The 16,603-nt window shown below is 31.5% G+C and carries 17 protein-coding genes and 1 tRNA gene; 12 read left to right on the forward strand and 6 right to left on the reverse strand.

Going from position 1 to position 16,603, the window contains the following annotated elements; genetic code table 11:
- Positions 1-89: 89 nt before the first annotated feature.
- From Q0049_RS00735 to Q0049_RS00750, 4 genes are all read right to left on the reverse strand, one after another.
- Complete coding sequence (locus tag Q0049_RS00735) at positions 90-821, reverse strand: head GIN domain-containing protein (RefSeq protein ID WP_298115321.1); 732 nt, start codon at positions 819-821, stop codon at positions 90-92.
- Positions 822-823: 2 nt separating this feature from the next.
- The gene (locus tag Q0049_RS00740; protein WP_298115324.1) at positions 824-2,569 is read right to left on the reverse strand and encodes a PspC domain-containing protein; all 1,746 of its coding nucleotides are present in this window, start codon (positions 2,567-2,569) and stop codon (positions 824-826) included.
- A gap of 5 nt (positions 2,570-2,574) precedes the next feature.
- Positions 2,575-2,904 (reverse strand): PadR family transcriptional regulator, encoded by a 330-nt coding sequence (locus Q0049_RS00745; RefSeq protein WP_298115326.1) that lies wholly within the window; start codon positions 2,902-2,904, stop codon positions 2,575-2,577.
- A 97-nt stretch (positions 2,905-3,001) separates the two neighbouring features.
- Entirely contained in the window at positions 3,002-3,457 is a 456-nt protein-coding gene (locus Q0049_RS00750; protein ID WP_298115329.1) for a DUF4870 domain-containing protein, read from the reverse strand.
- A gap of 197 nt (positions 3,458-3,654) precedes the next feature.
- Here Q0049_RS00750 and Q0049_RS00755 point away from each other — a divergent pair, with 197 nt between their 5' ends.
- The 4 genes from Q0049_RS00755 (at position 3,655) to trxB (ending at position 6,254) form a co-directional block, all read left to right on the forward strand.
- Positions 3,655-4,107, forward strand: a complete 453-nt coding sequence (locus Q0049_RS00755) for a DUF4442 domain-containing protein (protein WP_298115332.1) — start codon at positions 3,655-3,657, stop codon at positions 4,105-4,107.
- A 67-nt stretch (positions 4,108-4,174) separates the two neighbouring features.
- Positions 4,175-5,008, forward strand: a complete 834-nt coding sequence (locus Q0049_RS00760; protein WP_298115334.1) for a DUF2807 domain-containing protein — start codon at positions 4,175-4,177, stop codon at positions 5,006-5,008.
- 81 nt (positions 5,009-5,089) lie between these two features.
- Positions 5,090-5,164: transfer RNA gene (locus tag Q0049_RS00765), tRNA-Pro, on the forward strand.
- A gap of 142 nt (positions 5,165-5,306) precedes the next feature.
- Positions 5,307-6,254, forward strand: coding sequence for a thioredoxin-disulfide reductase (gene trxB / locus Q0049_RS00770; protein ID WP_298115336.1), 948 nt, complete (start codon positions 5,307-5,309; stop codon positions 6,252-6,254).
- 471 nt (positions 6,255-6,725) lie between these two features.
- Here trxB and rho read toward each other — a convergent pair whose 3' ends face one another.
- Positions 6,726-8,477 (reverse strand): transcription termination factor Rho, encoded by a 1,752-nt coding sequence (gene rho / locus Q0049_RS00775; RefSeq protein ID WP_298115338.1) that lies wholly within the window; start codon positions 8,475-8,477, stop codon positions 6,726-6,728.
- Positions 8,478-8,659: 182 nt separating this feature from the next.
- On the opposite strand from rho, the gene Q0049_RS00780 reads away from it, so the two are divergent.
- Entirely contained in the window at positions 8,660-9,073 is a 414-nt protein-coding gene (locus tag Q0049_RS00780; RefSeq protein ID WP_298115342.1) for a DUF4293 domain-containing protein, read from the forward strand.
- A gap of 126 nt (positions 9,074-9,199) precedes the next feature.
- A complete protein-coding gene (locus Q0049_RS00785) occupies positions 9,200-9,799 on the forward strand; it encodes a hypothetical protein (RefSeq protein WP_298115344.1) in 600 nt (199 codons plus the stop codon).
- A 30-nt stretch (positions 9,800-9,829) separates the two neighbouring features.
- Here the strand turns inward: Q0049_RS00785 and Q0049_RS00790 are convergent, their stop codons facing one another.
- Entirely contained in the window at positions 9,830-10,324 is a 495-nt protein-coding gene (locus Q0049_RS00790; protein ID WP_298115347.1) for a metallophosphoesterase family protein, read from the reverse strand.
- A 248-nt stretch (positions 10,325-10,572) separates the two neighbouring features.
- Between Q0049_RS00790 and truA the strand changes: the two genes are divergently transcribed.
- From truA to lpdA, 6 genes are all read left to right on the forward strand, one after another.
- On the forward strand, positions 10,573-11,319 hold the full coding sequence (gene truA / locus Q0049_RS00795; RefSeq protein ID WP_298115350.1) for a tRNA pseudouridine(38-40) synthase TruA: 747 nt from the start codon (positions 10,573-10,575) through the stop codon (positions 11,317-11,319).
- Between the two features lie 58 nt (positions 11,320-11,377).
- Positions 11,378-13,132: an ABC transporter ATP-binding protein gene (locus Q0049_RS00800; RefSeq protein WP_298115353.1), complete on the forward strand. Its 1,755-nt coding sequence runs from the start codon at positions 11,378-11,380 to the stop codon at positions 13,130-13,132.
- A 46-nt stretch (positions 13,133-13,178) separates the two neighbouring features.
- Positions 13,179-13,817 (forward strand): DUF2238 domain-containing protein, encoded by a 639-nt coding sequence (locus tag Q0049_RS00805; RefSeq protein ID WP_298115356.1) that lies wholly within the window; start codon positions 13,179-13,181, stop codon positions 13,815-13,817.
- Between the two features lie 9 nt (positions 13,818-13,826).
- Positions 13,827-14,336, forward strand: a complete 510-nt coding sequence (locus tag Q0049_RS00810) for a hypothetical protein (protein ID WP_298115358.1) — start codon at positions 13,827-13,829, stop codon at positions 14,334-14,336.
- A 57-nt stretch (positions 14,337-14,393) separates the two neighbouring features.
- Entirely contained in the window at positions 14,394-14,939 is a 546-nt protein-coding gene (locus Q0049_RS00815; protein WP_298115365.1) for a GNAT family N-acetyltransferase, read from the forward strand.
- Between the two features lie 235 nt (positions 14,940-15,174).
- The gene (gene lpdA, locus Q0049_RS00820; RefSeq protein ID WP_298115367.1) at positions 15,175-16,563 is read left to right on the forward strand and encodes a dihydrolipoyl dehydrogenase; all 1,389 of its coding nucleotides are present in this window, start codon (positions 15,175-15,177) and stop codon (positions 16,561-16,563) included.
- Positions 16,564-16,603 lie beyond the last annotated feature (40 nt).

Consider the following 16,603-nt stretch of genomic DNA (forward strand, 5'->3'; position numbering starts at 1 on the left):
ATCCCGAAGTTTCGGGACAGATTAAAAAAATCCCAATCTCGTTTTAGAACGAGACGGGATTTTTTTACAACTAAAACTATAAATAAATTCTAAAGGCTTGAAACGCTTCCGCCAGAAGTTTCTTCTTTCACAATTGTTTTTGGCTTGTTAGTGTATTCAATGGAACTTCCGCTTGATGCTTTTGCTTTTAACAAGACTCTTGGGTTTACTTCCGTAGAACTTCCGCTAGTTGACTGTGCAACTACTTCGTTTGCTAGAAGATTTCCTGCTTCAATTTCGCTACCGCTTGATGATGCTGAAGTGAATTTTAATGCTTTTCCAGATAATGTAATATTACTTCCACTTGTAGATTCACCAGAGATAGTATCGAATTCAGCATTGATGTCTATTTCACTTCCGCTACTTGATTTTACATATACTTTAGAACCTTTTAGTACCGATGTACTTGATAAATTAGAACCACCTGTAGTTTCTAAACCTTCAATTAAAGGCATTGTAACTCTTACAAGTTCTTTCTCGGCGTTGTAAATATTTTCGTCTGATGAAATTACTAAAATTCCGTTTTCAACTTTTGTTGTGATGTGTTTTAGTAAATTTTCATCGGCTTCGACCTCAACTTTTACAACATCACCTTGTTCTACAACTACTTCTAAACCTCTATTAACTGAAATTTTAGTAAATGATTCTGATATTTTTCGTTGCTCAGTTTGAACGTTTCCGTTTCCTTTAACTCCTTCAAATACTTGATTACATGAAGCGAATAATATGGCTACAACTGCTGCAAGTAATATTTTTGTGCAAAAAACTATAAATTTTATCATGACTATTTAGTTTTAATGATTATTCCGTCTTTATTTATTGTTAAACTTCCTTTTTCATCTTTTCCTCTTAAAGTTTGGATAACTTCTTTACCGTTCACTTTTACAGAAACCGTTTTGATAGAGTCATTTTCTTCGATTACATTGATATCTTCCGTTTCGATTTCATCATTCTGAGAATCTTCATTTGGACAATTTAAACAATCTAATTCGGTACCTTTCACTTTATATTTATAACCTTCTGGACCATAATAGTAATCGAAATCGGCGTTGTTTCCGCTTAAATATTGCTCTACATTCTCGTTAGGATAATATACAATTCCTTCTGGTAAATAAAGATAAACCTCAACCATTTGACCTCTGAACTTATTCTTTGTTTCTGTAGTAAAATAGTTGTCAAGAATCAATTCGTTTCCTACAATTTTGTAATTATATTTAATTTTTTGAGCTCTTTGATTGGCTTCTGCAAATGATTTTCCTTGCGCTAATTTCTCAATTTGAACGTAAGGGAAAGCTTTATCCGTTTTTTTCAAATGAATGGTAACATTTGTAGAGTGAATTACTTCATTTCCAAGAGAATCTTGTACAATTCTATATTCGCTTCTATCTTCAATTCTTTTTGAATAGAAATCATTGTAGGCAAATCTTACTTTTAAAGTATCCGTTGCTACAACAGTCATACTTTGTTTTTCTAATGCTTTTCCTGAATATGCCAATTGATTAGCTTCACTAATTCCTAATGAAATTAAAATTCCAATAGCTATAATCCAAATGGCTAACAAACTATATTTTGCAATATTCCCAATTGATTTTAAGTTAGTTACTAATAATTTCAAACCTAAAATGATAAGAAAAAATAAGGGAATTCCTGCTGCAAGAAAGAATAAAATTCCTTGTGCCCAAATTGGTGTTTCTAATCCTATTGGTGTGTGAATAAATTCAACAATTTTGTTATCTGGCATTGATGAAGAGAACAACATAACAACAGAAACTATTGCGACTGCCAAAAAAATAATTGACGAAAAAACAACAATTAAAGCACCTAAAACTTTAGCAAAAGCACCAAAAACAGATGTAAATGCACTTCCAATTTTAGTTCCTGCAGTTTCAGCACCAGATTTTATTTGGTTTCCCATTTTATCGTAATCTGCATTTTTAATTTTTTCAGATACGTTTTCAAACTCTTCTCTAACTTTCTTTTCAATATTAGAAATGGTTACTGGTTCACCTGTCATTTCTAATTTTTCAGAAGTTGTTATGGCTTTTGGTGTAGCTATCCAAAGGATTAAGTACACAATTAAAAACCAACCAAAACTAACTAATGCAAAAATCAAGAATATTATTTTTATCCAAACAGCATCAATTCCAGTGTAATGACCTAAACCAGTACATACTCCTGCTATTATGCCTCTATCTTTATCACGGTATAATTTTTTAGTTTTATTTGGAACATAAAATGGTTCGTTTTTAGGAGTTTCAGCATCATCGTCAATGCGATAATCTTCTGGTTGTCCCATAACGGTAACTACTTGATCAACATCAACATTATTGATAACATGTTTGTCGCTTTTTTGTCTTTCTGTAAAAAGTTCGGCAACACGCATTTCAATGTCTTTCATGATTTCATCTTTACCTGATGAATTTGAAAGTGAACGTTTTATAGCATCAAAATATCTTGATAACTTTTGGTATGCATCTTCATCTATGTGAAAAAATAAACCACCTATATTAATATTTACTGTTTTGTTCATGATTGTTATTTTTGATTGGTTATGATGTTTACGGCGTCAGAAAGTTCTGTCCAAGTTCCGCTTAATTCGTTTAAAAATGTTTTTCCTAATTCGGTCAACTCATAATATTTTCTTGGTGGACCCGAAGTTGATTCTTCCCAACGATAGTTGAGTAAACCGTCATTTTTTAATCTTGTCAATAGCGGATAAACTGTTCCCTCTACTACAAGCAATTTTGCGTTTTTTAAAGTGTCTAATATTTCAGAGGTGTAGGCTTCTTTTTCTTTTAATACAGATAAGATGCAGAACTCTAAAACACCTTTTCGCATTTGGGCTTTTGTGTTTTCAATGTTCATAATTCGATTTTGATTTTTTTAATTAAACTGTTCATTTTTTTGATTTAATCTGAATTTAGTTCAGATTCTGATGATGATTTTTGATGATTGAAACTTATTATTTAAAGAATGGTATTGTTAAAGGATATTTATACTGTTCGCCATTAGATGCTTTTACTGCTGCATATATGATTAATATGAATTCAAATACTTTTAGAAACATAAAAAGTACGAAAGCTACAATTGCAATTCCTATTAAAGTTGTGATTTTTTGATTATGAAAACCATTAAAATCAACTTCAAAATTACTGAAGGTACAATTGGTTCCTATCAAATCTACAAACCCATAGATTAAAAGTGGCAAAGAAATTAAAACTAAAATTGCACTGTATGCAAAAATACTTAACTGAAAATTTAATATTTGTTTTCCATTATAGTCAACAAATTCAGAATCGTTTTTTTTAGCACTCCATATAATTATAGGAGCAATAAAATTTCCTAATGGAAAAACATATTGAGCAAAGGAACTCAAATGTGTTACTGATGCAATGGTACGTTCGTTAGCTGGTGTCATTTTATTTTGATTTTTGATGATGAATAAATTTTGATTTCAACAATACTATAGATAGCTTATTAATTTCTTATACAAAGATACAACCAAAAAAAGGTATTATGCATTACAAAGTACTTAAATTTAACATTTTATTAACATTATGATTTTAGTATGAGTGCATAGTATTTTTAGTATATTTACAACAAAATCAATACATCATGGAATTTTCACCTTCAAAATTGAATACTTTTTTATTTTTCAAATTACCCTCTGCTTTTTGGTGCGGCGTAAGAACAAAATACATTTCACCTGAAAAATGTGTTGCTACAGTAAAACACCGTTGGTTTAATCAGAATCCGTTTAATTCGATGTATTTTGCTGTACAAGCAATGGCTGCAGAGCTTACAACTGGCGCTTTAGTAATGTATCAAATAAAGAAAAGCGGTAAAAACATTTCGATGTTAGTTTCTAATAACAAAGGTAATTTTACCAAAAAAGCCAAAGGAAGAATTACTTTTACTTGCAATGATGGCACTATAATTGAAGATGCTATCAAAAAAACCATCGCGACTGGTGAAGGACAAACACTTTGGCTAAAATCAATTGGTGTAGATGAAAAAGGCGACCAAGTTTCTGAAATGGATTTTGAATGGAGTGTTCGTGTAAAATAATTTATGATAGATTTTATAATTCTATTAACATTGCTTTTTATAAATTTGACAACAAATTAAATACATAATGAAAAAAACAATCTTCCTAACTTTATTACTAATAACTACACTTTCTTACTCTCAAAAGAAAGAAAAAGTAAAAGGTTCAAAAATTGTAACTACTGAAATAAAAAAAATTGAACCTTTTGAAGCTATTGAAGTTTTAGACAATATCGAAGTTTTCATAATAAAAGGAGCTGAATGTGGATTAGAAATTGAAGCAGACGATAATTTACATGACGCCATTGATATTGTTTTAAATGGTTCAACATTAAAATTATCTACTTTAAAAAATGCTTTTGGATATAAAAAACTAAGTGTTAGAATTACTTATAATGATAGTTTTAAATCAATCATCACAAGAAATGAATCTAGTGTAACAGCACTTGCTGATATTGAACTAGAAAATATTACTCTTAAAAGTTATGATGAATCTAAGTTGTTTATTAATTCTAAAGCAAAGAATTTTACTTTAATAATGGATGATAAATCTAAAATTGAATTGAATTCAAAAGCGGATAAGTCTGCCATAACTTTGAGTAAAAATGCTAAACTAAAAGCTTTAATTACTTCTAAAGAATTGACTTTTGACATGTATCAAAAAACGGATGCTGTTATTGAAGGTGATTGCGATAACTTGAAACTTCGTTTAGATAACAATGCAACATTCAATGGAAAAAAATTAACTTCAAAAAACACCGAAGTCATAGCGGAATCATATACTAATGCAAGTATTTTATGTACTTCAAATATAATTATAGAAGCATCAGGAAAATCAGAAATTGAATTGTATGGTGATCAAAAAGTAGAATTAAAACGATTTGTAGATAGTGCTATTTTGAAGAAAAGGCCAACAAAATAAATTTTTATAAAAAATAGTTTTCAAAATCTTTGTAAACTTGAATATTGTTATATATTTGCACTCGGAATTTATAACAAATTTCGGGGTGTAGCGTAGCCCGGTTATCGCGCCTGCTTTGGGAGCAGGAGGCCGCAGGTTCGAATCCTGCCACCCCGACAAAAAGCTGAACTTTTATTAGTTCGGCTTTTTTTTATTTTCGATAATTAAAATTTATATTAAAATAGTTTTTTGTCAAGTACTTTACATTAAAATATTTTAAGAAAAACTTACCTTTGCATTTCATAAAAACAAACAAGTCATGTCTGATACAATAGAAAAAGTAAAATGTCTTATAATAGGTTCTGGTCCTGCTGGTTATACAGCGGCAATTTATGCAGCTAGAGCTAATATGAATCCTGTTTTATATCAAGGAACACAACCTGGTGGACAATTAACCACTACTAATGAAGTTGAAAACTGGCCCGGAAATCCTGAAGGAATTACCGGACCACAAATGATGATTGGTATTGAAGAACAAGCCAAACGTTTTGGAACTGATGTTCGTGATGGTTGGGCTACAAAAGTAGATTTCTCTGGAGATATTCATAAAGTGTGGATTAATGACACTAAAGAAATTCACTGCGAAACGGTAATTATTTCAACTGGTGCAACGGCAAAATATTTAGGTTTACCATCAGAACAACATTATTTGAATATGGGTGGTGGTGTTTCTGCTTGTGCGGTTTGCGACGGATTCTTTTACAGAAATCAAGAAGTTGTAATTGTTGGTGCTGGAGATTCTGCTTGTGAAGAAGCGCATTATTTATCTAAATTGTGTAAAAAAGTGACCATGTTGGTGAGAAGTGAGAAATTTAGAGCTTCTAAAATTATGGAACAACGTGTTAGAAATACAGAAAATATCACAATTTTAATGAACCACGATACCGTTGAAGTGTTAGGTGATGGTCAAGTTGTTACTAGCGTAAAAGCTTTAAACAAAACTACAAACGAAGAAATTGAAATTCCTGCAACTGGATTTTTTGTAGCTATTGGACATAAACCAAACACTGATATTTTTAAAGACTATATAACATTAGATGAAACTGGATATATTGTAAATATTCCTGGAACTTCTAAAACTAATGTTGCTGGAGTTTTTGTTGGTGGTGATGCTGCCGACCATGTTTACAGACAAGCTATTACAGCTGCTGGAACGGGTTGTATGGCGGCTTTAGATGCTGAGAGATATTTAGCTGCAAAAGAGTAATTTTTTACACGAATTTCGCGAATTTTCACGAATTCTTTAAAACATAGATTTACTACGTCTGTTCGACCTTTGGTCTCGAGTCACGAACTATAAAAGTTGTTCCTTTTTGGAATGGCTTTTTTTTTACACGAATTGCACAAATTTTCACGAATTTTTTGAACGTAGATTTCACTAACGATAAAAACTGTTCCTTTATCGGAATGGCTTTTTATTTGGAAAAGTTTCTTGTGAAAACTGAATTTAGTGTTTAAAGATTACTATTTAGCCCTGATTGAAGTGGAAATCCTTTTTTTATTGCCTTCGAGAGCATTTCGACAAGCTCAATGTGACACCTCAGGCAACAAAAAAAGATTGAAACGAAAAGCAGGAATAAGGTCACGAAGCTTCGGGACAAAAACTCCCAAGCCATTCGCTCCCAAAAACAAAAAAACCGAACATTACTGCTCGGTTATTTATATTTAATAATTAAAATTAATCATTCATAGAAATCAAAAACTCTTCGTTATTTCTAGTCTTTTTGATTTTATCATTTATAGTGTCCATTGCTTCAACTGGATTCATGTCAGCTAGGAATTTACGTAGAATCCACATGCGTTTTAATGTGTTTTCGTCTAATAATAAATCGTCGCGACGTGTACTCGATGAAGTTAAATCGATGGCTGGGAAAATTCTACGGTTGGCAATTTTCCGGTCTAATTGTAACTCCATATTACCTGTTCCTTTGAATTCTTCGAAGATTACTTCGTCCATTTTAGAACCAGTTTCTGTTAATGCTGTTGCGATAATACTCAACGAACCGCCGTTTTCTACATTACGAGCTGCTCCGAAGAAACGTTTTGGTTTTTGCAAGGCATTGGCATCAACTCCACCTGAAAGTACTTTTCCAGAAGCAGGTTGAACCGTATTGTATGCTCTTGCCAGACGTGTTATCGAATCTAAAAGAATCACTACATCGTGACCACATTCTACCAAACGTTTAGATTTTTCAAGAACAATATTAGCAATTTTAACGTGTTCCATTGGTTCACGGTCAAAAGTTGAAGCGATAACTTCTCCACGAACGCTACGTTGCATATCGGTTACCTCTTCTGGACGTTCGTCAATTAATAAAACAATTAAATAAACCTCAGGATGATTAGCAGCAATGGCATTGGCAATGTCTTTTAGCAACATTGTTTTACCCGTTTTTGGTTGGGCCACAATCATTCCACGTTGTCCTTTACCTATTGGTGAAAATAAATCGATTATTCTTGTAGAAGTGCTGGCTTGTCTATCGGCAATTTTGAATTTTTCTTGAGGAAATATTGGCGTTAAATGATCAAACGAAACTCTATCGCGAACGACTTGAGGATCATGACCATTTATTTTTAAAACTCGTACTAATGGAAAAAACTTCTCTCCTTCTTTTGGAGGACGCACTACACCTTTCACCGTATCACCTGTTTTTAATCCGAACAAACGAATTTGTGAAGTTGAAAGATAAATATCATCTGGTGAAGCTAAGTAATTATAATCGGATGAACGCAAAAATCCATATCCATCAGGCATCATTTCTAAAACACCTTCACTTTCGATAATTCCGTCAAATTCGTAATCGGCATCACGGAAATTAGGATTCTTTTTATTTTTGAAATTTGGATTTTGGTTCGGATTCTGATTAGAATTTCCGTTACCATTACCGTTTTGGTTTGGGTTTTGGTTCGGATTTTTATGCTTTTGGTTGGGATTTTGATTAGGGTTTTGAGGTTTTACAGGAGCGTTTTCTGCATTTTCAGAAGTTTCTTCTTTATTTGTCTCCTCTTTATTTGCTTCTTCTTTATTCGCTTCTTCTGTAGATTGCTCTTCAGAAATTACTTTTACTGGCTTAACAAATTTAGGTTTCTTCTGAAATTTTTCAGGTTTAGACGTAACTTCTTTTACTGGTGCTACTTCTTCCTTGATTGAAGACTCTACTTGTTCAACTGGAGCTTCCGAAAACAAGTTTTTAGACTCTTTTTCTATTTTAGGCTTTGCCTCTGAAGTAATTCTAGCTCTTTTTGGTTTTTCTTCCTTAGGTGCTTTTTTTTCTTCTGAATTTTCATTCATTGAAGCAGCTTGATGTTGTAAGATTTGCTCAATTAGCGCTTCTTTTTTTACACCGTTAAATTTTATGGTTTTAGCCAATTTGGCAATTTCTTGAAGTTCAGATAACTTCATTCCTTTTAATGCAGAACTATCAAACATAAATGTTTATATATATTTTAATGAATTGAATGACAATACAAAATGTGTGGTGATTTTTTTATTGGGACTTCCGTGTTTTTGAAGTACTTACGGATTTGTTATGCAATAATACGAATAATTTTCTATCAAGCAATAGTTTTTTAAAAAAAGAAAATATATTTTTGCGTTATAAATAAGTAATAATGTTACAAAGAATTCAAACTGTTTATTTAGCTATTGTATTCATTCTAGTAGGAGTACTTCCATTTGTGTTTCCGCTTTGGAAATTTGAAGATGGAAAAGAATTCTATTTTATGAGTAAAATGCTTTATCAAATCTTGTTTGGGTTGAGTACCGCTTTTACAGTATTAAGTATAATATCCTTTAAAAAAAGACAACAACAATTTGTTTTTAACAGATTGAATATGATATTAAATTTAATTTTATTAGGATTATTTGTTTATCGTTCACTAAATTTATCTGGAGAAACTCCTGTAGTTTCTGAGAAAGGTATTGGGATGTTTCTACCTATCATTTCTATCGTAATGCTGGTTTTGGCCAACAAAGCCATCAAGAAGGATGAAGATCTCGTAAAATCTGTTGACCGATTGAGATAAACCTATAAACTTAGTTTATTAGTGCGAAGAAAATCCTGGATGAAAATCTGGGATTTTTTTGTTTAAAAATGTTGCCACAGATTCACAGATTTTTTTATATTTGGTTTTAATCAATATTTAAATCCAATGAAATATTTATTCTCGACAATTTGCTTATTCCTTTCTATATCAAATTTTGCTCAAGATTTTAACTTCAATACGAAATACAATCCATCAGACAAAAAAATGATTCAAGACTATTTTCATTTTGCAGAAGTAAATTATTCTCAAAACACAATTACAGGCAAAGATTTAGTAAATAAAAATTATATCATAAACCTGAAAGAATTTAAAAACGGTAAGTTAGTTAACACTATATGTTTAGACAAAAGTGATAATGCTTATTATGCAGTTTTAGATTCAACAACATTCAATTTTAATATTATTGGTAAGAGAATTAAGAATAATTATGAAATGAAATTGTTTTTTGATAGGTATTGGACAAAAAAATTCACTCTAAAATTACAACCCAAATATGCAGAAGATTACATTTTGAAAGAACTTCCAGTAAAAGAAAGTGATTTACAATTCAATAAACCATTCATTTTCTTACTCTTAACAACTCCTGAATATCACAAAGATGGCTCTGCATCCTGGTGCGAAGTAGCTGCAAGTGAAACTCCAGAGAAAATCTATGAAAAAAACAAAATTCCTCATTTTTTTGTTTTCGAAATGACAATTTTATAAATCTTCAACCTGAAATCTGAAATCTAAAACCTACTTCTTCCCTATTTCCACAATCTCCAAACTCTGAATTTTATCTCCATCGATTTCAAATCTGAGCATCGTTCGCACTTGATGAAATCCTGAAATTCCACACGCACCAGGATTCATGTGAAGCAAATTCAAACTTTTATCAAATTGCACCTTTAATATATGGGAATGTCCGCAGATGAACAATTTTGGTGGATTCGTTTTCAATTCCTCACGAATCGCTTGATTGTATTTTCCAGGATAACCTCCAATATGTGTAATCCATACATCAACTCCTTCGAACAGAAATCTATTATTTAAAGGAAATTCCATTCGAGCTTTGTCATCATCAATATTTCCATAAACAGCGCGAAGTGGTTTTAGTTTTTTAATTGTATCGGTTACAACCAAATTACCAATATCGCCTGCATGCCAAACTTCATCAGCTTGATTGACATATTTTAAAATGGTATCGTCAATATGACTGTGCGTATCAGAAAGTAAAAGAATTTTTTTCATAGTATTTGCCACAAAGGCGCTAAGTCACAAAGATTTTTTTTGACACGAATTGCACGAATTTACACGAATTCATTGTCCATAAAATTTCACCAATAACAAAACTTCGTTTTATTTATTATGATTGATTAACTATTCAACAAAGTTAATTATTTAGGAAAACTTTAAACATTCAATCTATCAAAATCTTTGTAAATTTGCAAAAGTGTTTTCAAACTGAACACTGCCAACTGAACACTGAATACTAAATTTTGAGATATTTTCTAGAATTTGCTTACAAAGGAACTAACTATCACGGATGGCAATATCAGCCAAACGCAACTTCTGTTCAAGAAACTTTGACCAAAGCACTTTCCACGATTTTGAAAACAGAAATTGAACTTGTTGGCGCTGGTCGAACCGATTCTGGTGTTCATGCCAAGCAAATGTTTGCGCATTTTGATTACGACTTAGTAATTGATGTTCCATATTTAAGTCATAAACTCAATTCATTTTTACCAAAAGATATTGCCATTTTGAATATTCATAAAGTTCATGATGATGCTCATGCCCGATTTGACGCAACAAAACGAACTTACGAATATCATATCCATACCAAAAAAGATGCTTTTGAAAGTGACGATTCTTGGTATTATCAAAATGATTTGAACCTTGATAAAATGAATGATGCTTGTAAAATACTATTCAATTATATTGATTTTGAGTGTTTTTCAAAAGTGCATACCGATGTAAACACATTCAATTGTACGATTTTTGAAGCAAAATGGCAGCAAAATGACAATCGATTAGTATTTACAATTTCAGCAGATCGATTTTTGCGAAATATGGTTCGAGCAATTGTTGGAACAATGGTAAATATAGGATTAGAAAAAGTATCTTTGCAAGACTTTATTCAAATAATCGAAAGCAAAGACCGAAATAAAGCAGGTTTTTCAGTTCCTGCACACGGATTGTATTTGACAAAAGTGGAATATCCGTTTTTAGAAAATAGAGAGTAGAATATAGACATCACTTTTTATATTTAAAATCTGATATCTAAAATCTAATATTAAATTAATGAAAGCAAAAGCATTCGACATAAATTTATTTAAACGTATTTTAAAATACACAAAACCCTATAAAATTCTATTTTATGGTGTAATTGCTGCTGCAGTTTTGTTAGCGATTTTTGCTTCATTACGTCCATTTTTATTGAAACAAACTGTTGACCATTACATAAAACCTCATGATCAAAATGGGTTGTTACTTTATGTTTCATTGATGGGAGTTGTTTTATTATTAGAAGGAATTTTTCAGTTTTTCTTTGTTTTTTGGGCCAATCTTTTAGGTCAAAACATTATTAAAGATATTCGTTCTAAACTTTTCAAACACATGTTGAGTTTTAGAATGAAATATTTTGACAACGCACCTGTCGGACAATTAGTTACACGTTCTGTTTCTGATATTGAACAAATCGCGAGAATTTTTAGTCAAGGTTTGTTTATGATTATCAGTGATTTGCTTAAAATGTTTGTCTGTTTAATCATCATGTTTTACATGAACTGGAAACTTACTTGGATTGTAATTGGAGCCATGCCTATTTTGGTTTTTATTACCAGAATTTTTCAACGTAAAATGCAAGTGGCTTTTGAAGAAGTAAGGAATCAAGTGGCTAATTTGAATACGTTTGTTCAAGAACGTGTTACAGGAATGAAAATCGTACAACTATTTAATCGTGAAGATATTGAATATCAAAAGTTTAAAGACATCAATCAAAAACACAATGTTGCTTGGATAAAAACCATTTTATACAATTCTATTTTCTTTCCAATCGCCGATATTATTTCGTCGTTAACATTAGGATTTGTTGTGCTTTATGGAGGTTTTCATATTTTAGATGGTGACAAATTTACCACATTTGGAGATTTATTTTCTTATACGATGTTTATCGGAATGTTGTTTAATCCGTTACGCCAAATTGCAGATAAATTCAACGAAATGCAAATGGGAATGATTGCTGCTAACAGAGTTTTTGATATTTTAGACACCGAAGAAGATGTGCAACAAACTGGAACTATTGTAGCCAAACATTTTGCTGGAAACATTCGTTTTGAAAACGTTCGATTCAGTTATATCAAAGATGAAGAAGTTTTAAAAGGCATTTCATTGGAGGTAAAATCAGGTGAAACTATTGCGATTGTGGGTTCAACTGGCGCAGGAAAATCTACAATCATTAATTTGTTAAATCGTTTTTACGAAATCAATTCAGGAAGAATATCCATTGACAATCAAGATATTAATACCTTTACTTTAGAAAGTTTACGCGCTCAAATTGCAGTTGTTTTACAAGATGTTTTCCTATTTGCAGATACCATTTATAACAACATTACCTTAAATAATACTAATGTTTCTCGTGAAGAAGTTATTGCCGCTTCCAAGAAAATTGGTGTTCACGAATTCATCATGAGTTTACCCGATGGTTATGATTATAATGTAAAAGAACGTGGCGTAATGTTATCGTCTGGGCAGCGCCAATTAATTGCTTTTTTACGTGCTTATGTTAGTAATCCAAGTATTCTAATTTTGGATGAAGCCACGTCTTCTATCGACACTTATTCTGAAGAATTGATTCAAAGAGCTACTGAAACTATTACTAAAGACAGAACTTCCATAGTGATTGCACATCGATTGGCAACCATTGTCAATGCTGACAAAATTATCGTAATGGACAAAGGTCAAATTGTAGAATCTGGAACGCATCAAGAATTAGTTACCAAAGAAAATGGTTATTATAAAAACTTGTACGATTCACAATTTTCTGAAGCAATTTAAAAACCACTTCGTTTTTATTATATTTGGTGAAAATTAAATAAAAACTATGGCATTTACTATTGCAATTTCAGATGAAAGAACTCCTTTAAAAAACAATACTTGGTTAAAAATTTTCATCGGATTTTTTCTGATAAATTGGATTAATTCCTATGTAGGAAATACCGATACAGCCAATTGGATTTTAGAAAACACCTTAGTATTTCTATTTCTAGGTTTCATGATTTTTACTTATAAAAAATTTATTTTCAGCGATTTAAGTTATTTATTGATTTGTGTTTATTTATGCCTTCATGTTTATGGTTCAAAATATACTTATGCTGAAAACCCTTTTGGATATTGGCTTAAAGACGCTTTAGATTTATCTCGAAATCATTACGATAGAATTGTGCATTTTAGTTTCGGATTTTTATTGGCTTACCCAATGCGTGAAATGTTTTTGAAATGGTTAAAGTTTCCTTCATGGGTTGCTTGGACATTACCAATAGAGATTACACTTTCTGTCAGTGGTTTCTACGAATTGATTGAATGGGCAGTTGCTGACGTTTTCTTCAAAGCACAAGGTGATGCTTATCTTGGAACTCAAGGTGATATTTGGGATGCACAAAAAGATATTTTCTTAGCATTTTCAGGAGCAATTATTGCTACAACTATTGTTTCTATCATCAAAAAAATGATAAAAAAATAATCCGCTGACATGAATTATAAAAAAGTAAAAACCAAAGTAGCATCCTTTCATAATCAAGGAAAAACTAAAGAAGCTGCGAACTGGATTTTGCAACATTTCAACATGCAAGATCATTATTTAAAAGGTTTTGAGTATCGAGATAAAGCAGAACCAAGTATGATTGTTCTTACTACAGAAGGCGATTTTGGTAAACAACAAATTATTAGAATTCCTGAAAATTCTTTCCAATTTCCATTGCCTTTGATGATATCCTTAATTTCACATGAAATGGTTCACGTGCGTCAAAAAACAAGACAACCTTATGTGATGGACAAAAATGAACGCGAATGGCAAGCGTACTATGAAATGCTATTCCGAAAAATATTTCCAAATATTCCTGAAATTTCTAATTTCCACAAAAAAGCATTCGCGAACAAAGCCTTCGATTACTATAATAGAATGGGCGAAGGTTCAGAATTACAACTCAAATATGCAGAACAAAAAAAAGAAGTTGAGGAATTAATTGCTTCATTAGGTTAGAAAATGGAAGTTAGTAGCATGAAGTAGTTGCCAAAACCATATAACAATAAAAAAATAATGAAGGTTAAAAAATTAGAAATTGATAATCTAATAACTGAAAGATTACTACTCATTCCCTACACTATTGATATTTGCAAGAATATTTTAAACAACGATTATAAAGATTTAGAAAACTTGAACTTAAAAAGAGGAAAAAGTTGGCCAGATGCAGATGTTTTAGACACATTACCAAGGATAATCATTAACTTAAATAAAGTTGAAAGTCCAACTGGCTTTGAATCTTGGATGATTATTAAAAAGGAAACTTTGGAAATAATTGGAGATTTAGGATTTAAAGGATTCAATTATAAAGAAGAAAATATTGATTTAGGATATGGAATAATCATAGAGGAAAGACGAAAAGGTTATGCAGTAGAATCTGTAAAAAAAATAATAGAATGGGCTTTCTCAAACGAAATTATAAAAGAAATCACAGCAAATTGTTTAACTGAAAATAGTAGTTCTATAAATCTTTTAAATAAATTCAATTTTGAACAAGTCAGAACAGAAAACGATACAATATATTGGAATTTAATTAACCCAAATTATAAAAACAAGCACTAAAAAAAGGTGATTCAATGAAATGCCTTGCAAGTTTCAATAATAGTAATTGTATCGTTTTTTTACTAAAATCTGCTCAAGTCAAGATTTCAATCTGTGGTTAAACTTTTAGATTTCTAAACTCCTAAACTTTTAAACTTTTTTACTAAATTTGCAATCAAAATTATCTAAGAAATTTATACTTATGACACGAGCGAAAGCGACTGCATTTTTACATTAAATAAATAATTACTAAAAAATGAAATACGATATTATTGTTTTAGGAAGTGGTCCAGGCGGTTATGTAACTGCAATCCGTGCTTCACAATTGGGCTTTAAAGTAGCCGTTATTGAAAAAGAAAGTCTTGGTGGAATTTGCCTTAATTGGGGTTGTATTCCAACAAAAGCACTTTTAAAATCGGCTCAAGTATTTGATTACCTAAAACATGCTTCCGATTATGGATTAACTATTAAAGAATTTGACAAAGATTTTTCTGCCGTTGTAAAACGCTCTCGAGATGTTGCAGACGGAATGAGTAAAGGTGTTCAATTCTTGATGAAAAAAAATAAAATTGATGTTATTGATGGTTTTGGTAAAATAAAACCAGGAAAAAAAGTAGATGTAACGGCTGCTGATGGTAAAGTTACTGAATATTCAGCTGACCACATCATTATTGCAACTGGTGCACGTTCAAGAGAATTACCAAATCTTCCTCAAGATGGAGTAAAAGTTATTGGATACAGACAAGCGATGACCTTACCTACTCAACCAAAGAAAATGATTGTAGTTGGTTCTGGTGCGATTGGTGTTGAATTTGCTCATTTCTACAACTCAATGGGAACTGAAGTTACTATTGTGGAATTTATGCCAAATATTGTTCCTGTTGAAGACGAAGATATTTCGAAACAAATGGAACGTTCTATGAAGAAAGCTGGTGTAAATATCATGACTAATTCTTCTGTTGAACGAATTGAAACAACAGGAAATGGCGTAAAAGCTTATGTAAAAACCGCAAAAGGTGAAGAAGTTCTTGAAGCTGATATTTTACTTTCGGCAGTTGGAATTAAAACAAATATCGAAAATATTGGTCTTGAAGAAGTTGGAATTGCAACAGATAGAGATAAAATTTTAGTTAACGCATACAACCAAACTAACGTTCCAGGATATTATGCTATTGGTGATGTAACGCCAGGTCAAGCGTTAGCTCACGTTGCTTCGGCTGAAGGAATTAATTGTGTTGAAAAAATTGCAGGTTTACACGTAGAACCAATTGATTATGGAAATGTTCCAGGTTGTACTTATGCAACTCCAGAAATCGCTTCTGTTGGTTTAACAGAAAAACAAGCAAAAGAAAAAGGATACGAACTGAAAATTGGTAAATTCCCATTCTCAGCTTCAGGAAAAGCTAAAGCTGCTGGTGCTGCCGATGGTTTTGTAAAAGTAATTTTCGATGCAAAATATGGCGAATGGTTAGGTTGTCACATGATTGGTGCTGGTGTAACAGATATGATTGCAGAAGCAGTTGTAGCAAGAAAACTAGAAACAACTGGACACGAAATTCTAAAAGCAATTCACCCACATCCAACTATGAGTGAAGCTGTTATGGAAGCCGTAGCCGCAGCATATGATGAAGTAATTCATTTGTAAATCGACATTAAAATACGAAATACGAAGTTTTAATAAAATT

The sequence above is a fragment of the Flavobacterium sp. genome (assembly GCF_027484205.1).
Classification (GTDB): Bacteria; Bacteroidota; Bacteroidia; order Flavobacteriales; family Flavobacteriaceae; genus Flavobacterium.